This is a genomic window from Pseudonocardia sp. D17 (assembly GCF_036984265.1).
GTDB classification, from domain to species: domain Bacteria; phylum Actinomycetota; class Actinomycetes; order Mycobacteriales; family Pseudonocardiaceae; genus Pseudonocardia; species Pseudonocardia benzenivorans.
In genome coordinates this window covers 80,937-101,820 of sequence record NZ_BPRG01000045.1, presented here as the reverse complement: position 1 = coordinate 101,820, position 20,884 = coordinate 80,937, and the positions used below count along the sequence as shown (strand labels likewise).

The window sequence follows — 20,884 nt, the reverse complement described above, 5'->3', positions numbered from 1 at the left end:
GCTCACTCGGTGCTGCCGACGACCCTGCACCTGTCGGAAATGACATGTCAAGAGATTAGATGAAAATCTCGACATGTCAGTGTCGACATGTATGGTGGCGGCATGTCGCTGACGCACGCGCTGCTGGGGTTGCTGGCCACGCGCCCGCAGTCCGGCTACGAGCTGACCAAGGCGTTCGAGGGCGACCTCGGCCGGTACGCATGGCAGGCTGGCCACACGAGCATCTACCCCGAGCTGGCCAAGCTCGCCGAGCGCGGGCTGGTCGAGGTCACGGCCGAGGGCGCGCGCGGCAGCAAGACCTACGACGTCACCGACGCCGGGCGCGCCGAGCTGCGGGACTGGCTGATGTCGCCGCCGTCGCGGCAGGCCAAGGTGCGCAACGAGCAGGTCCTGCGGATGTTCCTGCTCTCCGCGCTCGACCGCGACGACGCCGTGACGCTCCTGCGCCGCATCGCCGCGTCGACCGCCGAGCAGGCCGACGTGCTGCGCGCGATCCGGGAGGAGGCGGGCGACGTCGTCCCGGGGCCCGCGGGTTTCGGCCAGCTCGCCGCGGAGTACGGGCTGCGCCAGTACGAGACCGTCAGCTCCTGGGCGCTCTGGGCCATCGAGCAGCTGCAGACACCCGCCCGGACCTGACGGGCGTCAGTCCGCGAACCACGATCCGTGGAACCCGGCGGGCACACCGCGGGGCAGCACCACCGACGCGACCGGCGGCCCGGCGACGTCGGTCGCGTCCAGCACGAGCAGCCGTGACGCACGGCCGTCGCGGGTGGTGGTGATCGAGAGCAGCCAGCCGTCGTCATCGGTTCCCCCGGTGTCGGTGCCCCGTCTGTCCGGACTACTCGGAACCGCCGACCGTGTCCGTTACTCCCGGGCCGTCACCGCGGCCGCCCCGGCCACCCCGATGTCGTCGACCGCGGGCTGCGCGTGCTCGGCCGGGGCCGAGGCCGAGGTGGGGACCGGCTCGGGCTCGTCGCCGGCGTCGGACAGCGACCACGGCCGCACGACCGCCGCGAGCACCGTCAGCGCGACGACCATGCCGCCCGCGACGACCGTGGCCATCGCGAGCGCGTCGTTGCCCAGCGCGCCGACCAGCGGCGACACCGCCGCACCGACACCGAACTGGACGGCGCCGAGCAGCGCGGCCGCCGTGCCCGCGGCCTCGCCGTGCTGGGCGAGCGCGACGGCGGGCGCGTTGGGCAGCATCACGCCGGCCGCGGCGAGCACCGCCCACATCGGGACCAGCAGCCCGACGAGCCCACCCGCGCCGGTCGCCGCGGCGCCGATCAGCACCAGGCCCGCCAGCGTCCCGGCGACCGCGCCCGCGCTGAGGATCTGGCGAGGGCTGAAGCGACGCAGCAGGACCGGGTTGAACTGGGTGCCCGCGATCAGCCAGACGGCGCCCGCGCCGAACACCAGCCCGAAGATCTGTTGGTCGAGGCCGAACTGCTCCTGGTAGACGAACGACGCCCCGGACACGTAGCCGAACAGCGCGGCCATCGTGAACCCGGCGACGAGCACCAGCCCGACGAACACCCGGTCGCGCAGCAGCGAGCCGTAGGTGCGGAAGGTCGCGCCGATGCGGGCGCTGCGCCGGTGCGACGGCGGCAGCGTCTCCGGCAGGGCCCGCCAGGTCACCGGCAGCAGCACCAGGGCGTACGCCGCGAGCACGACGAACACGCCACGCCAGTCGGTGACCCGCAGGACCAGGCCGCCGATCGTCGGCGCCAGCACCGGCGCCGCACCCATGACGAGCATCAGCCGGGAGAAGAGGTTGGCCGCGTCGCGGCCGGAGTACAGGTCGCGGACGATCGCCATCGCGACGACGGCGCCCGCGGCGGTCCCGATGCCCTGCAACACCCGCAGAACGCCCAGGACCTCGATGTTCGGGGCGACGAGCACCAGCAGCGACGCAACCAGGTGCAGCAGAGCGCCGGCGAACAACGGCCGGCGGCGACCGACGGCGTCGGACAGCGGGCCGATGACGAGCTGGCCCAGCGCGAGCCCGGCCAGCGTGCCGGTCAAGGTCAGCTGGACGAGGGACTCCGACGCCGCCAGCTCGTTGCTGATCTGCGGCAGCGCCGGGAGGTACATGTCGATGGTGAGCGGACCCAGGGCGACGAAGGCGCCGAGCAACAGCGCGAGGCGCAACCGTCCCGGCACGGAGGTTCGGGAGGAGTCGGTCACGAACGGGTGCAACACCACGGAACGATCAGAGGTTCCCGAAGCGCCCGAATGCCGCTGTGAGCCGCAGCACGTCGGCAGCCGGTGATCGTCAATAGGGTGGGCGGCATGGTCGAGGAGATCCGGACGGCCGACGGTCTGCGCCTCGCCGTGCGCGAGCACGGCGACCCGGCGGGGCCGACGGTCGTCGCCGTGCACGGCTACCCCGACGATCGGCACGTGTGGGACGGCGTCGTCGACGACCTCGCCGCGGACCACCACGTCGTGACCTACGACATGCGGGGTGCCGGGGAGTCCGACGCGCCGCGCCGCCGCGACGCCTACCGGGTCGACCGGCTCGCCGCCGACCTCGCCGCGGTCATCGACGCCGTCAGCCCCGACGCGCCCGTGCACCTGCTGGCGCACGACTGGGGCTCGGTGCAGTCGTGGCACCTCGTCACCGACCCGGACTTCCGCGAGCGGTTGGCCTCCTTCACCTCGATCTCGGGGCCGTGCCTCGACCACATCGGACGCTGGTTCCGTACCGCGTCGGCGCGCGAGCGGCGCAGGCAGGCCCGGAAGTCCTGGTACATCTCGTTCTTCCGGCTGCCGGTCCTGCCCGTCCTGGCCTGGCGCAGCGGGATCTTCGGGGCGGCGCTGGCCCGTCGCGAGGGGGTCGCGCGGCCGTCGGTCCGGACCGCGGTCAACGGGCTGGAGCTCTACCGCGCCAACATCGGCGACCGGGTGCGCTCGCCCCAGCGACGGGTGACCCGGGTGCCGGTGCAGGTGATCGCACCGCGCGGCGACGCCTACGTCGGGCCGTCGCTGGCCCGGTCGGCCGAGGGCTTCGCCGACCGGCTGTGGGTGCGCGAGGTGCCCGGCCGGCACTGGCTGCCGCTGACCCGCCCGGACGTCGTCGCCCGGGCGGTGCGGGAGATCGAGGCCCACGTCGCGGGCGGCCCGGAGCCGGTCCGTGCGCGGCAGGTCGTCGTCGTGACCGGGGCGGGGAGCGGGATCGGGCGGGAGACGGCGAAGGCGTTCGCGGCGAAGGGCGCGTTCGTCGTGGGCGCCGACGTCGACCTCGCCGCCGCGTCGGAGACCGCGGTCGCGACGGGCGGCGCCGCGTACGAGGTCGATGTCGCGGACTCCCGCGCCGTGGAGAAGTTCGCCGCCGAGGTCGCCCAGGAGCACGGGGTGCCCGACGTCGTCGTCAACAACGCCGGCATCGGGATGGCCGGTCCGTTCACCGCCACGACCGAGGAGGAGTGGCGGCGGATCGTCGACGTCAACCTGTGGGGCGTCGTGCACGGCTGCCGCGCGTTCGTGCCGCGGATGCGCGAGCGCGGCGAGGGCGGGCACGTCGTCAACGTGGCGTCGGCGGCGGCGTTCCTGCCGCACCGCTCGATGAGCGCCTACGCGACGACGAAGGCCGCGGTACTGGCGCTGTCGCAGAGCCTGCGCGCCGAGCTGGCCGACGAGGGCATCGGCGTGACGGCGCTGTGCCCGGGATTCGTGCACACCGGCATCACCGCGACGGCCCGCTTCGCCGGCCAGGACCCGGAGACCGAGCAGCGCAGCCGGGACGCGGCGACCGCGGCGTACCGCCGGCGCGGCTACACCCCCGACCGGGTCGCGCGGAAGCTGCTGCGCGCCGTCGAGAAGGACCTGGCTGTCGCGCCCGTCACCGCGGAGGCCCACGTGGGCCTGCTGGCGTCGCGTCTCACGCCCCGCCTCGTGCGGGCCGTGGCGCGTCGCGGCTAGTGTCGGTGACCATGCTGGTCGAGCGTATGACGCCCTTCACCTCGACGATCTTCGCCGAGATCACCCAGCTCGCGGTCGACACCGGTGCCATCAACCTCGGCCAGGGCTTCCCCGACACCGACGGCCCCGCGAGCCTGCTGGCCGACGCGGCGGCGAACATCACCGGTGGGATCAACCAGTACCCGCCCGGGCCCGGCGTCCCCGCGCTGCGCGAGGCCGTCGCGGCCCACCAGCAGCGCTTCTACGGCCTCGAGGTCGACCCGGCCGACGTGCTCGTGACCGTCGGCGCCACCGAGGCGATCGCGTCGGCGGTCCTGTCGCTGTGCTCGGCGGGCGACGAGGTGATCGCGTTCGAGCCGTACTACGACTCGTACCCGGCGATGACCGCGCTCTCCGGGGCGACGTTGCGGACGGTCCCGCTGCGCGCCCCCGACTTCAGCTTCGACCCCGACGAGCTGCGCGCCACCTTCTCCGCGCGCACGCGGATGGTCCTGCTCAACTCCCCGCACAACCCGACGGGTGCGGTGTTCGACCGCGAGCAGCTGCAGCTGATCGCCGACCTTGCCACCGAGCACGACGCGATCGTCGTGTCCGACGAGGTCTACGAGCACATGACCTTCGACGTGCCGCACATCCCGATCGCGACCCTGCCCGGGATGGCCGAGCGGACGCTGACGATCTCGTCGGCGGGCAAGACGTTCTCGGTGACGGGCTGGAAGATCGGCTGGATCCACGGCCCGTCGGAGCTGGTCGCGGCCACCCGCGCGGTCAAGCAGTTCCTCAGCTACACCGCGGGCGCGCCGCTGCAGCCCGCCGTGGCCGCCGCGCTCGGGCTCCCCGACGAGTTCTACGCCGGGATCGCGACGTCGCTGCGCGGCAAGCGCGAACTGCTGTCCGCGGGCCTGCGCGAGGCGGGCTTCACCGTCTACCAGCCGCGCGGGACGTACTTCGTCGTCGTCGACGGGCGCCCGCTCGGGTTCGAGGACGGCTACAAGCTCGCCTACGACCTGCCGACGCTGTGCGGTGTCGCGGCCGTGCCCGTCTCGGTGTTCGCGTCGTCCCCCGAGGGTGTCGAGGCGACGCGGCCGCTGGTGCGCTTCGCCTTCTGCAAGCGCGACGAGGTGCTCACCGAGGCCGCCGGCCGCCTGGCGGGCCTGCGGTGACGATGTCGGGGCGCTGACGTGCGGATCCTCGTCGTCGCGGCACCGCTCGTCGGGCACCTGCTGCCCATGCTGCCGCTGGCGCACGCGCTCGCCGACGACGGCCACGAGGTCGTGATCGCGAGCGGGGGCGACGCCGCGCGCCGCGACACGGGAGGAATCGGGGTCGTCGACGTCGCGCAGGACGTCTCGTTCGCCCGCTGCGCCGCCCGCACGATGCTCGCCCATCCGCGGCTGGCCCGCCGGGAGCTGGCGGGGCGGGCGGGGACGAGCGTCGTCGGGCCGCTGTTCGGGGCGGTCAACGAGGGACTGGCCGACGCCGTCGTCGCGGTCGCGGGCCGGTTCGGCGCCGAGGTGATCGTGTACGAGCCGCTGGCCCCCGCGGGCGCCCTCGCCGCGTCCCGGCTGGAGATCCCCGCGGTGCTGCAGGAGAACTCGCTCCACGACGGTCCGTCGCTGGTCGAGGCCGTCGTCCGCAGCCCGCTGTTCCGGCGGGCGCTGCGCCGCCACGGCCTACTCGACGAGCTGCCCCCGCCCGCGGCGACGGTGACGATCGCGCCGCGCAGCGTCGTCGGGGACCGGGCCGGGCGGCCGATGCGCGCCGTGCCCGACGACGGCGCGGGCCTGCCCGACTGGCTCACCGAACCGACTGCCCGGCCCAGGATCCTGGTGAGCCGGTCGACCGTGGCGGGCCCGGGCGGCGCGGACCCGATGCCGCGTGTCGTCGCCGCGGCCGCGGACGTCGACGCCGAGATCGTGCTGGTCCGCCCGTCCAGCCGGACGAGTCGCCGGACGTTGCCGCCCAACGTGCGCGCCGTCGGCTGGATCCCGATGTCGGCCGCCCTTCGGCACGCCGCCGCCGTCGTGCACCACGGCGGCTCGGGGACGGTGCTGACCGCGCTCGCGGCCGGGACCCCGCAGCTCGTCGTGACCGGGCCGGGGGATCGCCGGTACAACGCCGGGCTCGTCGCGCGGCGCGGCGCGGGCCTGGCCGTCGAGCCCTCGGGACTGACGGCCGCCGCCCTGACCCGGCTCGTCGACGACCCGGACCTGCGCTCCGCCTCGGCCGCGGTCCGCGACGAGATCGCCGCGATGCCCGACCCGTCCGACGTCGTGATGGCGGTAAATCGACTGTGAGTGGCGATGGTCGCTCTGGCGACCATCGCCACTCACGACCGAGGCTCGTCCGATGACCGACACGATCGTCCCCGACGGCCCCGTCCCGGGCGGCCCCGTTCCCGGCGGCCCCGCCCCGGGCAGCCCTGTTCCCGACGGCATCGTCCCCGACGGCAAGGACTGGACCTGGGTTCTCGACGAGGCCTGCCCGGAGTGCGGGCTCGACACCCGCGGCGTCGCCCCGGCCGAGGTCGGTGACCGGGTGCGGGCGGCGTTGCCCGGGTACCGCGCCGCCCTCGCGGCGCCCGGCGCGGCGCGGCGGCCGGACCCCGCGACGTGGTCGGCGCTCGAGTACGGCTGCCACGTCCGCGACGTCTTCCGGATCTTCGACGAGCGGCTCGCGCTGATGCTGCGTGCCGAGGACCCGGAGTTCGCCGACTGGGACCAGGACGTCACCGCCCGCGAGGACCGCTACGACCTGCAGGGCCCGGCCGTGGTGGCGGCGGAGCTGGTCGATGCGGGCGAGCGGATCGCGGCGTCGTGGGACGCGGTGCGCCCCGACCAGTGGGACCGCCCCGCGCGCCGCGGCGACGGCAGTGTCTTCACCGTCGCGACGTTGTCCCGGTACTTCCTGCACGACGTCGAACACCACCTGCACGACCTCGGCGTCGCGCCGCGCTGAACTCGGGCGAGCCGTGAGGTCGCGCACCAGACCCGGCCGCAACCTCACGGTCGTCGGAACGCGCCGGGGCGACCGTGAGGTTGCGCGCGGGGAGGTAACGGGGGCGAGCCGGTGCGCAGGGGTTCGTGCACCCGCGGCCAAGCCCTTCCCGCCGCGACGGGGTAGGACAGTGACATGACGACCGCGACCTTCCGTGCCTACGGCTTCAGCGCCGTCGGCGGCCCCGAGAACCAGCTCTTCCTGGACCTGCCCATGCTCGAGCCGGGTCCGGGCGAGCTGCTCGTCGAGGTCCGCGCGGCAGGGATCAACCCGGCCGACTGGAAGTCGCGCAGCGGCGGCCCCGGCCCGGTGCCGTCCCGGTTCCCCGCCGTGCTCGGGCGCGAGGTGTCCGGGATCGTGCGCGGTGTCGGCCAGGATGTCGAGGGCTTCGCCGTGGGCGACGAGGTGTTCGGTTCGACGGCCCCGACCGCGGGCGGGTACGGCGAGTACAGCCTGCTGTGGGCGGCGTCGTCGGCGCACAAGCCGCCACAGGTGGCGTGGACCGACGCGGCCGCGCTGCCCGTCGCGGTCTGCACCGCCTACGACGGGATCGTCTCCCTCGGCCTGCGGGAGGGCGCGACGCTGCTGGTCAACGGCATCGGCGGCGGCGTCGGGGTGGCTGCGGCGCAGCTGGCACGCAACGGCGGGGTCGCGGTCGTCGGCACGGCGAGCGAGGGCAAGCGCGAGCTCGTCGAGTCGCTGGGCGCGACGCTCGTCGGGTACGGGCCCGGCGTCGCCGACCGGGTCCGCGAGCTGCTGCCCGCCGGGGTCGACGCGGTGTTCGACATGGTCGGCGGGGACGCGTTGCGCGAGGTCGCAGGCCTGGTCAAGGACCCGGCCAACCTGATCAGCATCGCCGACAAGACGCTGGTCAAGGAGCTCGGCGGGCGTGACGTCGAACGACGCCGGACGACGAAGGTCTACTCCGAGGTCGCCGCGCTCGTCGCCGACGGCTCGCTCTCGCCGCACGTGGTCGACGTCCGCCCGCTCGACGAGGCCCCGCAGGCCCTCGCCGCGGTCGAGTCCGGCCACGCGATGGGCAAGGTCGTCCTGCGGATGTGACCCCCCGGCCGTCGCTCACCGGGTGTGCAACAGCGGGCAGTCGAGCCAGCTCTCGGGGATCCCGAAGGCGTCGACCAGCAGCCGGGCGTGCGGGCGCAGGCTCGCGCAGAGCTCGTTGACCGCTGCCGTGACCGCCCGCGACTCGGCGACGGTGAGCCGTCCGTGCTCCAGGAACCACGCCCGGTCGGCCTCGATCACCGACAGCGCGTGCAGGTCGCGGACCTGTGCGAGCAGCTCCCGGGCGGGGACGTCGGTCACCTGGTCGACGGCCGTCGCGACGGCGTCGTACACGACGGCGTCGACGTGTGCGCGGGCCGCGTGCAGGAGATGGTCCTGGGCGTCGTTGAAGATGCCGAACTGGTCGGCGCCGTCCGCGAGCGCCGGCCGCAGCCGGCGGGCGAGGCTCGCCAGCAGGTGCTCGGCGCGGTCGTGCAGCAGCCGCGACTGCGCGTCGGCCGAGCGGGGGGCGAAGGCCTTCACGCGGTGCGACAGCTTGTTGAGCCCGGTCTTCTCGGCCGCCGACTCCGCCACGACACCCGCTGCGAACCGGGCCGTCCCGAGCGGCCCCAGCTTGCCGACGCGGCGCCCGTACTCCGACAGCAATCCCTTGGCGAGCAGCTGGAGCAGGACGGTGTTGTCGCCCTCGAACGTCGTGAAGACGTCGGAGTCGGCCTTGAGCTGCGGCAGCAGGTTCTCGGCGAGATAGCCGGCCCCGCCGCAGGCCTCCCGGCAGGCCTGGATCGTCGCGGTCGCGTGCCAGGTGGCGACGGCCTTGAGCCCCGCCGCGCGGTACTCCAGGTCGCGCTGCGCCTGCTCGTCGGTGCCGACGGCACCCGGCGCCTGCAGGCGGTGCATCTCGGCGACGAGGTCCTCCTGCGCGAGGTGCAGGGCGTAGGTCGTCGCGAGGGCGGGGAGGAGCTTGCGCTGGTGTGCGCGGTAGTCGAGCAGCGCGACCTCCTCGCCGGTGGTGGGGTCGGCGAACTGGCGGCGGACCGCGCCGTAGCGGATGGCGAGCGCGAGCGCCTTCTGCGCGGCGCTGCCCGCACCCCCCGCGACGCTGATCCGGCCGCGCACGAGCGTGCCGAGCATCGTGAAGAACCGGCGGTTCTCGTTCTCGATCGAGCTGGAGTAGGTGCCGTCCTCGGCGACGTCGGCGAACCGGTTGAGCAGCGCGCCGCGCGGGACGCGGACGTGGTCGAACACCAGCCGCCCGTTGTCGACGCCGTTCAGGCCCGCCTTCTCGCCGCAGTCGGAGATCGTGACGCCGGGCATCGCGGCGCCGGCGTCGTCACGGATCGGGACGAGGAAGGCGTGCACGCCGTGCGTCTCGCCGCGGGTGACGAGCTGGGCGAAGACGACGGCCATCCGGCCGTCGCGCGCGGCGTTGCCGATGTAGTCCTTGCGCGCGCCGGGCTCGGGGGTGTCGATCACGAACTCGTGCGTGTCGGGGTCGTAGGTGGCGGTGGTGCGCAGGTTCTGGACGTCGGACCCGTGCCCGGTCTCGGTCATCGCGAAGCAGCCGAGCAGCTCGCCGTCCATGATCGGGCGCAGATACTCGTCGTGATGACGGGAAGTGCCCAGCACCTGGACCGCCCCGCCGAACAGGCCCCACTGCACGCCGGCCTTGACCAGCAGCGACAGGTCGCCGTAGCCGAGCGTCTGGAAACCGACGACGGTCCCGCCGACGTCACCCTCGCCGCCGTACTCGGGCGCGAACCCGGCATGGGGACGCTTGGTCGCGGCGAGCTCGTGGACCAGTTCGAGGACCCGGGCGCGGTACTCCTCCGTCGACAGCCCGGGCTCGACGGGCCGGAAGCGGCCCATCTGCTCGCGCACCTCTTCCCGCACGGCGGACCATCGTCCGTCGAGCAGCGTGCGCAGTGCGTGCAGGCGGGGATCGGTCGGAACAGCGGTGGTCACGGGGTCACCTCCGGGGTGCGCAGACCGGCGAGCCCGGTCCAGGCGAGATCGGTGAGCCGGGCGGTGAGCTCGGCGCGGGTGGTGCCGTCGGGGCGGGCGAGCCAGTCGTCGGCGGCGCCGCGGACCAGGCCGACGACGCCGTGCCCCCAGGAGCGGGCGGCACGCGGGTCGTGCACGGCGGAGTCGATCACCTGCGCGACGTGGTCGCCGATCACCGTCGTCAGGTCGGTCACGGGGTCCGTCGTACCGCTGTCGAGCAGCGGTCGGTGTACCACGAACCGGTACACCTCGCGGTCGCTCTCGATCAGCCACAGGTAGGCGTCGATGCCCGCGGCGACCATGGCGTGCGGGCTGCCGGTGGCGTCGCGGGCGGTGTCGACGGCGGCGCGGATGCGCGTGACGAGCGTCGCGGCGACGGCCTCGCAGACCGCGACGTAGAGGCCCGTCCGGTCCTGGAAGTGCCGGTAGACCACCGTCTTCGACGTCCCGGCCGCGGCGGCGACGTCGTCCATCCCGACGCCCGCCCCGTGGGCCCGGACCGCCTCGATCGCAGCGACGACGAGCTCGGCGCGGCGCTGCTCGCGGTGGGTGTCCCACCTGCTGCTCCGACGATCACGGACGGGTTTCACGGAACCGACAGTACCGTGTACTTTGAGTACTAGCTACCGGTGGGTAACACCGGGGCACCCGACCCGAGGAGATCTCTATGCCGGCCAGGCGCGCTGCCGTCATCGGCGGCAACCGCATCCCGTTCGCGCGGGCCAACCGTCGCTACGCGCGGGCGTCCAACCTCGACATGCTCACCGCCACCCTCGACGGGCTCGTCGCCCGCTTCGGGCTCTCCGGCGAGCGGCTCGGCGAGGTCGTCGCCGGTGCCGTTCTCAAGCACTCGCGCGACTTCAACCTCACCCGCGAGGCGGTCCTCGGCAGCAGGCTCTCGCCCGCCACCCCGGCCTACGACATCCAGCAGGCCTGCGGCACCGGGCTCGAGGCAACGATCGCCGTCGCCAACAAGATCGCGCTCGGCCAGGTCGAGTCCGGCGTCGCGGGCGGCGTCGACACCGCGAGCGACGCGCCGATCGCCGTCAACGAGGACCTGCGCAAGGTGCTCGTCGCGCTCAACTCGGCGCGGTCGTTGGGTGACCGCGTCAAGCTCGTCGGGAAGCTGCGGCCGGGGCAGATCGTCCCCGAGATCCCGCGCAACGCCGAGCCGCGCACCGGCCTGTCCATGGGCGAGCACGCCGCGGTCACCGCCAAGGAGTGGGGGATCGGCCGCACCGAGCAGGACGAGCTGGCCGCCGCCTCGCACCGCAACCTCGCCGCCGCCTACGAGCGCGGGTTCTTCGACGACCTGGTCACGCCCTACCTCGGCCTCACCCGCGACGACAACCTGCGTCCCGACTCGTCGGTCGAGACGCTCGCGAAGCTGAAGCCGGTCTTCGGTCGCGGGGACGACGCGACGATGACCGCCGGCAACTCCACCCCGCTGACCGACGGTGCCGCGCTCGTCCTGCTCGGTTCCGACGAGTGGGCCGCCGAGCACCGGCTGCCCGTGCTCGCGCACGTCGTCGACGCCGAGACCGCCGCGGTCGACTACGTCCACGGCCGTGACGGGCTGCTCACCGCCCCGGTCTTCGCCGTGCCGCGGCTGCTCGAGCGCGTCGGCATGTCGTTGCAGGACTTCGATTTCTACGAGATCCACGAGGCCTTCGCCTCCACCGTCCTCGCGACCCTCAAGGCCTGGGAGGACCCGGCTTTCGCCAAGGAGCGCCTGGGGCTCGACGCCCCGCTCGGCGCGATCGACCGCTCCCGGCTGAACGTCACGGGGTCGTCGCTCGCCGCGGGGCACCCCTTCGCCGCGACCGGCGGGCGGATCGTCGCGACGCTGGCGAAGCTGTTGCACGAGAAGGGCCCCGGCAGCCGCGGGCTGATCTCGATCTGCGCCGCGGGCGGCCAGGGCGTCGTCGCGATCCTGGAAGGTGCGTAATGCCTCCTTCGAAGATGCCGGCCGACACCTTGCGGGACTGGTCCAACACCGGCCTCGCCCGTCGGCTCGGCGCCCCCCGCATCCCGGTCCTGCGCCGCTACTCACCAGGCCAGCCGCTCCTGGAAGGCGGTCCTGCGCTCGTCGCGGCTGTCGGCGACGGCCGCTTCGCCAAGCCCATCGCGGCGCTGGTCGCCGAGCACGGCGCCACGGTCGTCACGGAGACGGGCGACGAGAAGCTGGCGGCCGTCGTCCTGGACCTGACCGAGATCGCGACGCTCTCCGAGCTGGCTGAGGCCCAGCGGATACTGACCCCCGCGGTGCGAAAGCTCGCCCCGTCGGGCCGGCTCCTGCTGCTCGGCCCCGTGAGTGGCGATGGTCGCCATGGCGACCATCGCCACTCACAGGGCAACGCGGAAGCTGTCGCCGTCGCCCAGGCGCTCGACGGGCTCGTGCGGTCGGTCGCGAAGGAACTGAGAGCCGGAGCGACGGCGAACATGGTGGTCGTCGACGTCGACACCACGCCCGCGGCCGTCGAGTCGACCGTGCGGTTCCTCCTGTCCGCGCGGTCGGCCTATGTGGACGGTCAGGTCGTGCACGTCGGCGCCGCGGAGGCCGCCGGGGTCGCCGACCCGCAGCGGCCGCTGGCGGGACGCGTCGCCGTCGTCACCGGCGCCGCGCGCGGCATCGGCGCCGCGATCGCCGACACCCTGGCCCGCGACGGCGCGACGATCGTCGCCGTCGACGTCCCCGCGGCCGGCGAAGGCCTCGCGGCGGTGGCCAACCGGACCGGCGGCACCGCCCTGCAGCTCGACATCACCGCGTCGGACGCCGCGTCCCGCCTGCTCTCCTTCGTCGAGGAGCGCTTCGGGCGCGTCGACCTCGTCGTCCACAACGCAGGCATCACCCGCGACAAGCTGCTGGCCAACATGGACGCCGAACGGTGGGACGCGGTGCTGGCCGTCAACCTCGGCGCCCAGCTGACGATCAACGAGGCCCTGCTCGCCGCGCCCGGCCTGCTCGGCCCCGACGCCCGGGTCGTGTGCGTGTCGTCGCAGACCGGGATCGCGGGCAACCGCGGCCAGACGAACTACGCGGCGTCGAAGGCCGGGATCATCGGCATGGTGCGCGCCCTCGCGCCGCGGTTCGCCGAGCACGGCGCGACGATCAACGCCGTGGCGCCCGGGTTCATCGAGACGGAGATGACCGCGAGGATGCCGCTCGGCACCCGCGAGGCCGGGCGGCGCGTCAACAGCCTGCGCCAGGGCGGCCTCCCCGTCGACGTCGCCGAGACGATCGGCTGGCTCGGCCAGGCGTCGTCGGGCGCGGTGAACGGGCAGGTCGTGCGGGTGTGCGGCCAGTCGATGCTGGGGGCCTGATGTCGCTCGCGCCGTTGTACGCCAAGGCCGCGGTCGGGGCGGTGCTGCCCCGCCGTGGCTCGGGACTGCCCGCCGACGAGGTCGTCCGCGACGACGTGCTCGTCGACCGCGGCCACGTCGCCGAGTACGCGCGGGTCTGCGGGTTCGCGCTGTCGGACACCCTGCCGCTGACCTACCCGCACGTCATGGGGTTCGCGCTGCAGGTCGAGCTGATGGCCCGGCGGACGTTCCCGCTGCCCCTGCCGGGGCTGGTCCACGTGCGCAACCGGATCGTCGCCACCCGGGCGATCGACGCCGGCGAGCTGCTGCGCGCCGCCGTGCACGCGGAGCGGTTCGTCGCGCATCCGAAGGGCGCGCAGGTCGACCTGGTCACGTCGATCTCCGTCGAGGGATCGCTCGTCTGGTCGGGCCGGAGTACGTACCTGGCGCGGGGCGCGACGCCTCCGCCCGGCGCGATCTCGGCCGCCGCCGACGAGCTACCCGACGTCTCCGACGAGCCCGTCGCTGCGGCGTGGCGTGTCCCGGCCGACGCCGGGCGTCGGTACGCGGCGGTGTCCGGCGACGTCAACCCGATCCACCTGCACCCGTTGGCCGCCAGGGCCTTCGGGTTCCCGACGGCCATCGCCCACGGCATGTGGACGGCCGCGAGGGCGGTGGCGTCGCTGCAGGGCCGGACCGACGACGCGGTCGCCTACGACGTCGAGTTCCGCAAGCCGCTGCGACTGCCGTCGCGGGTGGAGCTGCGGACCCGGCGCGTCGACGGCGGCTGGGACCTCGGGGTGGCCGGGCGCGTCGAGCACCTGCGGGGGACGCTGCGCCGTTCGGCCTAGACTCCCGCCATGCCGGGGCGGCAGCGGTGAGGCCGGGGCGGTCGGTCGTCGGCCGGCCCCTGCGGCTGCTGCTCGGTGCCGTCGTCGCCGCCGCGAACCTCACCGGCACGGCGATCGTCGTGGCGCTCGCCGCGTGGGTGCTGCCGACCGGGCCGGTCGAGGACCCGGGCCGCATCCGCGCCGTCAACCTGCTCGTCCTCGCCGGTTACCTGCTCGTCTCCATCCCGATCGGCCTGGCGTGGGGCGGCCTGCTGCTGCGCACCCGCCGGCGCGGCGCCGACCAGCGCCTCGTGCTCTACGGCCCGCTGCGGCTCGCGACCGTCCAGGCGGTGCTGTGGCTCGTCGCGACGGTGCTGTTCGTGCTGATCAACCTGCAGTACGCGTGGCGGCTCGCGCTCAGCGTCGGCGAGACGATCCTGCTCGGCGGCATCACGACGGCCGCGCTGTCGTACCTGCTCGCCGAACGCATCCTGCGGCCGGCCGCCGCACGGGTGCTGGCCGACGGCCCGCCGCGGCGGCGGATGCGCTTCGGCGTGCTCGTCCGGTCGGTGCTGTTCTGGGCGCTGGGGACGGCCGTGCCGGTCGTCGGGCTGATCCTGGCCGCGGTGTCGGCACTGGTGTTCGACGACGTCCCGGCCGGTCAGCTCGCGACGATCGCGATCGCCGTCGGGCTCGTCGCCCTGTTCTCGGGCTTCCTGACCACGGTCGGCGCCGCCCGCGCCGTCGCCGACCCGGTGGCGGCGCTGCGGCAGGCCCTGCACCGCGTCGAGCGCGGCGACCTCGACGCGCGCGTCCCCGTCTACGACGCCACCGAGCTGGGCATGCTGCAGGCCGGCTTCAACACGATGACCGACGGGCTGCGCGAGCGCGAACGGCTGCGCGACCTGTTCGGCCGCCAGGTCGGTCACGACGTCGCCTCGCTCGCCGCGGCCGCGGACGAGGTCGAGCTGGGGGGCGAGGTGCGGCACGTCGCGGTGCTGTTCGTCGATCTCGTCGGCTCGACGGAGCTGGCTGCGCGCCGCCCGCCGACCGAGGTCGTCGCCCTGCTCAACCGGTTCTTCGGGATCGTCGTCGAGGTCGTCGAGAAATGCGGCGGCTGGATCGACAAGTTCGAGGGCGACGCCGCGCTCGCCGTCTTCGGCGCCCCCGCGGCACTCGACGATCCCGCAGGGCAGGCCCTGCGCGCCGCCAGGACGCTGGCCGCGCGGCTCGCCGCCGAGCTGCCCGACGCCGCTGCCGGGATCGGCGTGTCGGCCGGCGATGCGGTGGCGGGCAACGTCGGCGATCCGCGTCGCTACGAGTACACGGTGATCGGCGACCCGGTGAACGAGGCGGCGCGCCTCACCGAACTGGCGAAGTCGGCCGACGGCCGGGTGCTGGCGTCGGCGGCCGCCGTCGCGTCGGCCTCCCCGGACGAGGCAACGCACTGGGGTCTCGGCGACGCGGTCACCCTCCGCGGCCGCTGCGAGCCGACGACGCTGGCCACCCCTCGTGAGAGGCGCCGCCGGCCATAGCCGGTGCCATGGCCGGCAACGTCACTCACAGGGTCTGTTCTTCGCCGACTTCGGCTCCGGCACCCGCACGAAGAGCATCGGCGGCACTGCGCCCGCCTCACCCGGGCGGCCGACGAGCGCGAACTCGTCGTTGGAGCTGCCGTCCACCTCCCGCTCGGTCGCGGCCGCCCAGAACCCGGCGAGCTTCGTCGGGTCGGCACAGTCGAAGGCGATCCCGCCCGTCTGCAAGGTCATGACTCCGTCCTTCCCGGCCGGCGCAGGAGCCAGCCGATCTCGGTGCGATCTCCGGCAGCGGCACGTCGAGCTCGCGCAGCGCCCGGATCACGCCGGCGTCGCACAGCTGGACCCGGGGTGTAGCCGCGGTACCCGGTCCGGGCGTCGACGACCGCGGGCACCAGCAGGCCCGACTCGTGATAGCCGCGCAGCGCCTTCGGTGAGAGCAGCGTGGCCCGCGAGAAGGCCCCGATGGTCAGGAGGTCCTCGTCCATGTCGACAGCGTCGACCTTGCCCCGGGGTGAAGGTCAAACGCTCACGACTTGTGGTCAGGATCCGGCCGCAAGCCTCCGTAGGGTTCCACTCATGGCGATCAACGACTGGCGCATCGAACTCGTCTCCGTCCCGGTCTCCGACGTCGACCGGGCGAAGGCGTTCTACGTCGACACCGTGGGCTTCACACTCGACCACGATCACGTCGTCAGCGACGACCTGCGGTTCGTCCAGGTGACGCCGCAGGGCTCGGCGTGCTCGTTCTGCTTCGGGACCGGGCTCACCGAGATGCCCCCCGGCTCGCAGAAGGGCGTGCAGATGGTCGTGCCCAGCGCTGCCGACGCCCACGCCCACCTGCGGGAACGCGGGGTCGAGTGCTCGGAGGTCGACGAGCAGCCGTGGGGACGTTTCGTCTACTTCGCCGACCCCGACGGCAACACCTGGGCACTGCAGGAGCTCGTCCGCCCCTCCTGACGCTCCCCGCCCTGCTCGACGGGCCGGTGCGGGCGCGACCCCCGGGTGGCCTGGGGGCCGCGCCCGTCCGGCGTCGGACCGGTCGGCGCATCGTCACGGTGTCGATGCCGGATCGGTCGTGCTCGGCCCGGCGGAGGTCACCGGCAGGTACACCCGCCCACCGGCGTCCGCGAACTCCCTGGCCTTCTGCCGCATGCCCGCCTCGACGGCCTCCGCACCGGCCGGGCCGGCGGCCCCGGTCCGGTCGCGGATGTCGTGGCTGATGCGCATGGAGCAGAACTTCGGTCCGCACATCGAGCAGAAGTGCGCGGACTTCGCCGCCTCCGCCGGCAGGGTCTCGTCGTGGAACGACCGCGCGGTGTCCGGGTCCAGGGCGAGGGCGAACTGGTCGTGCCAGCGGAACTCGAACCGGGCCCGGGAGAGCGCATCGTCGCGGGCCTGGGCCTGCGGGTGCCCCTTCGCCAGGTCGGCGGCGTGCGCGGCGATCCGGTAGCTGATCACGCCGGTCTTGACGTCGTCACGGTCGGGGAGCCCGAGGTGTTCCTTGGGCGTGACGTAGCAGAGCATCGCCGTGCCCGCCTGCGCGATCCGCGCGGCGCCGATCGCCGAGGTGATGTGGTCGTAGCCCGGTGCGATGTCGGTGGTCAGCGGGCCCAGGGTGTAGAACGGCGCCTCGTCGCACCACTGCCGGGCCAGCTCGACGTTCTCGACGATCTTGTTCATCGGCACGTGCCCGGGCCCCTCGACCATGACCTGGACGTCGTGTTCGCGCGCGATCGCCGTCAGCTCGCCGAGGGTGCGCAGCTCGGCCAGCTGGGCCTCGTCGTTCGCGTCGGCGATCGAGCCCGGACGCAGACCGTCGCCGAGGGAGAACGTCACGTCGTAGGCGCGCAGGATCGCGCACAGCTCGGCGAAGTGCGTGTACAGGAACGACTCGCGGTGGTGGGCCAGGCACCAGGCAGCCATGATCGACCCACCGCGGGAGACGATCCCGGTGACCCGCGCGGCGGTGAGCGGCACGTACCGCAGCAGGACGCCCGCGTGCACGGTCATGTAGTCGACACCCTGCTCACACTGCTCGATCACCGTGTCGCGGTAGACCTCCCAGCTCAGCGCGGCCGGATCGCCGTTCACCTTCTCCAGTGCCTGGTAGATCGGCACGGTGCCGACCGGCACGGGCGAGTTGCGCAGGATCCACTCCCGTGTCCGGTGGATGTCCGCCCCGGTCGAGAGATCCATGACGGTGTCGGCGCCCCACCGGGTGGCCCACACCAGTTTCTCGACCTCGTCCTCGATCGACGACCGCACCGCCGAGTTGCCGATGTTGGCGTTGACCTTCACCAGGAACCGATTTCCGATGATCATCGGTTCGGTCTCGGGATGGCGCCGGTTGGCCGGGATCACCGCGCGCCCACGGGCCACCTCCGACCGCACCAGCTCCGCGTCGACTCCCTCGCGGATCGCGACGAACTCCATCTCGGGCGTGACGATCCCGGCGCGCGCGTAGGCGAGCTGGGTGACCGCGCCGCCGATCGGCTCCCGCTCGGCGATCCAGTCCGCCCGCAGTGCCGGCAGCCCGGCGTGCAGGTCGACCGCCGGGGCGGCGGCGGTGGCCGCGTCGTGGGTGTACGGACCCGAGGTGTCGTAGACGTCGAGGGACTCTCCGGTGGTCAACGCGATGCGCCGCACGGGAATCCGCATCCCCCGCGGCCCGTCCAGGTACGCCTTGTGCGATCCGGCGATCGGGCCGGTGGTGACCTGCGGCCGGACGGAGCTGTCCTGCGTCATGTGACGTCCTCCCTCGCCGGCATTACCCGGCTGGTTCTGCGGTCGGCGGCCCTGGCCGCCCTCTCAGCCCGCTCCGGTGCGAGCTCCCGCGTGTCTTCAGATGTGCCGCAACGCTAACCGGCGCGGCGTCGAAATGACCACACCTGTCCCGCTCCCGGGGGCCCACGGGAGTGTGAGGGGACTCCTGCGCGCAGCTCCCATCAGGCAGGGCGGAACCGGACGGGCTGGCCGGGCCGGATCTGGGCCGCGCGGTCGACGTCGGCGTCGCGGACGACGCCGACGACGGGGTAGCCACCCGTCAGCGGGTGGTCGGCGAGGAAGAGCACCGGCTCGCCGCCCGGCGGGAGCTGGATCGCGCCCCGGACCAGGCCCTCGCTGGGCAGCTCGGAGTCGTCGCGGCGGCGCAGCGGGCCGCCCGTGAGCCGCACCCCGACCCGGTCGCCGCGGTCGGACGCCGTCCACGTCGTCGCGAACAGGGCGTCGGGGTCGGCCAGCTGGTCGTCGCGCGGGCCCGGGACGACGCGCAGCGTCACGACGCCGGCCTCCGGGAGCGCGACCGGCGCGATGTCGACCAGGGGGAGCTCCCGTGGCTCGGGGCCGACCGGGAGGACAGTGCCGTCCGCCAGCGGGGGCGGCCCGATCCCGGAGAGCGTGTCGGTGCTGCGTGAGCCCAGCACCTCGTCGACGGCGATGCCGCCACGGACGGCGAGGTAGGTCCGCAGCCCGCGGTCGGGTGTGCCCAGCGCGAGCACCGCACCGGCCCGCAGCGGCAGGAGGGCGTTGTGCCCCACCGGTTTCCCGTCGACGAGGGCCGGCGCGGGCGCCCCGGTCACCGCGACGACGACGGCGCGCTCGGCCCGCAGCCGGAGCCCGCCGAGCAGCACCTCGACCGACGCGGCTCCCCGGTCGTTGGCGAGGAGCCGGTTGCCCAGCGCCCACGACGCCCGGTCCGCCGCGCCCGACCGGCCCACCCCGATCGCGGCGAGCCCGGGGCGCCCCTCGTCCTGCAGGAGCGCCCGCGGGCCCGTCGCGAGCACGGTGAGGGTCACGGCCGCACCCCGCGGTCCTGGACGGGGACGAAGCGCACCCGATCGCCCGGCCCGAGCAGCGCGGGCGGGTCACGACGGATGTCCCACAACGTCGCGTCGGTACGGCCGAGCAGCTGCCAGCCGCCGGGCGTCGAGCGCGGGTAGACGCCGGAGAACTCGCCCGCCAGCCCGACCGACCCGGCCGGGACGCTCGTGCGCGGCTCCGCGCGGCGCGGGACCCGCAGCCGCGGGTCGCCGCCGACGAGGTAGGCGAACCCCGGCGCGAACCCCGCGAACGCCACCCGCCACGGCGTCCCGGTGTGGGCGGCGACGACCTCGGCGGGCGAGAGCCCCGTGAGCGAGGCGACCTCGTCGAGGTCGGGCCCGTCGTAGACGACGGGGATCTCGACCGGCGCGGCGTCGCCCCGGGCGGTCGCGGCGTCGTCGAGCGGGAGGCCGGTGACGGTGCGGCGCAACGCCGCGAGATCGGTGCCCGGCTCGGTGACGACGAGCACCGTCCGGGCCGCGGGCACGACGTCGACCACCCTCGGCAGCTGCCCGGCGCGCACGGCGGCCGCGAGCGCGACGGCCTCGTCGAGCGTCCCGACCTCGAACAACACCGCGGCGTCACCGCAGGGCAGCGCCCTCACCGGACGACCACGGCCGTCACCGGACGACCACGGCCGGCCGCTGCCCGCCCCGGCGCGCCGTCATACGAACGCCGCCACCGTGACGCCGGCCCCGTCGAGCGCCGCGCGGACCGCCGTCGCCATGTCGACCGCGCCCGGGGAGTCCCCGTGCACGCAGACGGAGTCGCCGCGCACGGCGACGTCGGCACCCGAGACGCTGCGCACCACCCCGTCGGTGACCATCCGTAGCACCCGCTGCGCGACCTCCTCGGGATCGTGCAGCACCGCCCCCGGTTCGGAGCGTGGGACGAGCGTCGCGTCGGCGGTGTAGCCGCGGTCGGCGAACACCTCCGGGACCGCGCGCAGGCCCGCGGCCTCGGCGGCGCGCAGCAGAGCGGACCCGGGTAGCCCCAGTACCGGCAGGTCACGGTCGTAGTCGCGGACCGCGGCGACGACGGCCCCGGCCTGCCCCTCGTGGTGCACGACCGCGTTGTAGAGCGCGCCGTGCGGCTTGACGTAGCGCACCCGGGTCCCCGCCACCCGGCACATCCCGTCGAGCGCGCCGAGCTGGTAGACCACGTCGTCGGCCAGCGCACCGGGCTCGATGTCGACGAAGCGGCGGCCGAACCCCGCGAGGTCGCCGTAGCCCACCTGCGCGCCGACGACGACACCCCGGTGGGCGGCGACGGAGGTGGTGGCGCGCAACGTCGAAGGGTCCCCGGCGTGGAACCCGCACGCGACGTTGGCCGAGGTGACGATGGCGAGCATCGCGTCGTCGTCGCCGAGGGTCCAGCGGCCGTAGGACTCCCCGACGTCGGAGTTGAGGTCGATCGCGGTCACCCCGCGGATCCTTGCCGACGCGGCGTGAC

Annotated in this window: 20 protein-coding genes and 1 pseudogene; 11 read left to right on the top strand and 10 right to left on the bottom strand. The window is 74.2% G+C overall.

The features are described from left to right. Positions 1–102: 102 nt before the first annotated feature. Complete coding sequence (locus tag PSD17_RS09185) at positions 103–636, top strand: PadR family transcriptional regulator (RefSeq protein ID WP_013678176.1); 534 nt, start codon at positions 103–105, stop codon at positions 634–636. A 6-nt stretch (positions 637–642) separates the two neighbouring features. Here PSD17_RS09185 and PSD17_RS09180 read toward each other — a convergent pair. Then, positions 643–801, bottom strand: a pseudogene (locus PSD17_RS09180) (carotenoid oxygenase family protein); the annotation flags it as partial. A 63-nt stretch (positions 802–864) separates the two neighbouring features. Further along, positions 865–2,202 carry a multidrug effflux MFS transporter gene (locus PSD17_RS09175; protein WP_339122380.1) on the bottom strand — a complete coding sequence of 446 codons (1,338 nt, stop codon included), beginning with the start codon at positions 2,200–2,202 and terminating at the stop codon, positions 865–867. Between the two features lie 90 nt (positions 2,203–2,292). Here PSD17_RS09175 and PSD17_RS09170 point away from each other — a divergent pair, with 90 nt between their 5' ends. The 5 genes from PSD17_RS09170 to PSD17_RS09150 all read left to right on the top strand — a co-directional run bounded on the left by PSD17_RS09170 (position 2,293) and on the right by PSD17_RS09150 (position 7,983). Then, positions 2,293–3,924: an SDR family oxidoreductase gene (locus PSD17_RS09170; RefSeq protein WP_339122379.1), complete on the top strand. Its 1,632-nt coding sequence runs from the start codon at positions 2,293–2,295 to the stop codon at positions 3,922–3,924. Next, positions 3,924–5,087, top strand: a complete 1,164-nt coding sequence (locus PSD17_RS09165; RefSeq protein ID WP_445260999.1) for a pyridoxal phosphate-dependent aminotransferase — start codon at positions 3,924–3,926, stop codon at positions 5,085–5,087. Before PSD17_RS09170 ends, PSD17_RS09165 begins: the two co-directional genes overlap by 1 nt. 18 nt (positions 5,088–5,105) lie before the next feature. Further along, positions 5,106–6,221, top strand: a complete 1,116-nt coding sequence (locus PSD17_RS09160; protein ID WP_339122377.1) for a glycosyltransferase — start codon at positions 5,106–5,108, stop codon at positions 6,219–6,221. A gap of 52 nt (positions 6,222–6,273) precedes the next feature. Then, positions 6,274–6,882, top strand: coding sequence for a DinB family protein (locus tag PSD17_RS09155; protein ID WP_339122376.1), 609 nt, complete (start codon positions 6,274–6,276; stop codon positions 6,880–6,882). 174 nt (positions 6,883–7,056) lie between these two features. Continuing rightward, positions 7,057–7,983, top strand: a complete 927-nt coding sequence (locus tag PSD17_RS09150) for an NADP-dependent oxidoreductase (RefSeq protein WP_013678169.1) — start codon at positions 7,057–7,059, stop codon at positions 7,981–7,983. Positions 7,984–7,998: 15 nt separating this feature from the next. On the opposite strand, the gene PSD17_RS09145 is transcribed toward PSD17_RS09150, so the two are convergent. Then, complete coding sequence (locus PSD17_RS09145; protein WP_339122375.1) at positions 7,999–9,903, bottom strand: acyl-CoA dehydrogenase family protein; 1,905 nt, start codon at positions 9,901–9,903, stop codon at positions 7,999–8,001. Then, a complete protein-coding gene (locus PSD17_RS09140; protein WP_013678167.1) occupies positions 9,900–10,532 on the bottom strand; it encodes a TetR family transcriptional regulator in 633 nt (210 codons plus the stop codon). The genes PSD17_RS09145 and PSD17_RS09140 overlap by 4 nt, the downstream gene beginning before the upstream one ends. 77 nt (positions 10,533–10,609) lie before the next feature. On the opposite strand from PSD17_RS09140, the gene PSD17_RS09135 reads away from it, so the two are divergent. From PSD17_RS09135 to PSD17_RS09120, 4 genes are read left to right on the top strand one after another with little or no spacing between them, the layout of a single operon-like run. Next, positions 10,610–11,890 carry an acetyl-CoA C-acetyltransferase gene (locus PSD17_RS09135; protein ID WP_013678166.1) on the top strand — a complete coding sequence of 427 codons (1,281 nt, stop codon included), beginning with the start codon at positions 10,610–10,612 and terminating at the stop codon, positions 11,888–11,890. 14 nt (positions 11,891–11,904) lie between these two features. After that, a complete protein-coding gene (locus PSD17_RS09130) occupies positions 11,905–13,266 on the top strand; it encodes a 3-oxoacyl-ACP reductase (RefSeq protein ID WP_339122388.1) in 1,362 nt (453 codons plus the stop codon). Then, positions 13,266–14,096 carry a MaoC/PaaZ C-terminal domain-containing protein gene (locus tag PSD17_RS09125; protein WP_013678164.1) on the top strand — a complete coding sequence of 277 codons (831 nt, stop codon included), beginning with the start codon at positions 13,266–13,268 and terminating at the stop codon, positions 14,094–14,096. The genes PSD17_RS09130 and PSD17_RS09125 overlap by 1 nt, the downstream gene beginning before the upstream one ends. Positions 14,097–14,122: 26 nt before the next feature. After that, on the top strand, positions 14,123–15,610 hold the full coding sequence (locus PSD17_RS09120; protein WP_339122374.1) for an adenylate/guanylate cyclase domain-containing protein: 1,488 nt from the start codon (positions 14,123–14,125) through the stop codon (positions 15,608–15,610). A 21-nt stretch (positions 15,611–15,631) separates the two neighbouring features. On the opposite strand, the gene PSD17_RS09115 is transcribed toward PSD17_RS09120, so the two are convergent. Then, the gene (locus PSD17_RS09115; RefSeq protein WP_339122373.1) at positions 15,632–15,844 is read right to left on the bottom strand and encodes a VOC family protein; all 213 of its coding nucleotides are present in this window, start codon (positions 15,842–15,844) and stop codon (positions 15,632–15,634) included. After that, complete coding sequence (locus PSD17_RS09110) at positions 15,841–16,098, bottom strand: MerR family transcriptional regulator (RefSeq protein WP_339122372.1); 258 nt, start codon at positions 16,096–16,098, stop codon at positions 15,841–15,843. The genes PSD17_RS09115 and PSD17_RS09110 overlap by 4 nt, the downstream gene beginning before the upstream one ends. A 91-nt stretch (positions 16,099–16,189) precedes the next feature. Between PSD17_RS09110 and PSD17_RS09105 the strand changes: the two genes are divergently transcribed. Then, entirely contained in the window at positions 16,190–16,570 is a 381-nt protein-coding gene (locus PSD17_RS09105) for a glyoxalase superfamily protein (protein ID WP_013678161.1), read from the top strand. A 93-nt stretch (positions 16,571–16,663) separates the two neighbouring features. Here the strand turns inward: PSD17_RS09105 and thiC are convergent, their stop codons facing one another. The 4 genes from thiC to PSD17_RS09085 all read right to left on the bottom strand — a co-directional run bounded on the left by thiC (position 16,664) and on the right by PSD17_RS09085 (position 20,855). After that, positions 16,664–18,358 (bottom strand): phosphomethylpyrimidine synthase ThiC, encoded by a 1,695-nt coding sequence (thiC, locus tag PSD17_RS09100; protein ID WP_339122371.1) that lies wholly within the window; start codon positions 18,356–18,358, stop codon positions 16,664–16,666. Between the two features lie 200 nt (positions 18,359–18,558). Next, complete coding sequence (locus PSD17_RS09095) at positions 18,559–19,407, bottom strand: 5-oxoprolinase subunit C family protein (RefSeq protein ID WP_013678159.1); 849 nt, start codon at positions 19,405–19,407, stop codon at positions 18,559–18,561. Continuing rightward, positions 19,404–20,036, bottom strand: a complete 633-nt coding sequence (gene pxpB, locus PSD17_RS09090; protein ID WP_339122370.1) for a 5-oxoprolinase subunit PxpB — start codon at positions 20,034–20,036, stop codon at positions 19,404–19,406. Before pxpB ends, PSD17_RS09095 begins: the two co-directional genes overlap by 4 nt. A gap of 60 nt (positions 20,037–20,096) precedes the next feature. Further along, positions 20,097–20,855: a LamB/YcsF family protein gene (locus PSD17_RS09085; RefSeq protein ID WP_103383538.1), complete on the bottom strand. Its 759-nt coding sequence runs from the start codon at positions 20,853–20,855 to the stop codon at positions 20,097–20,099. Positions 20,856–20,884: the final 29 nt, after the last annotated feature.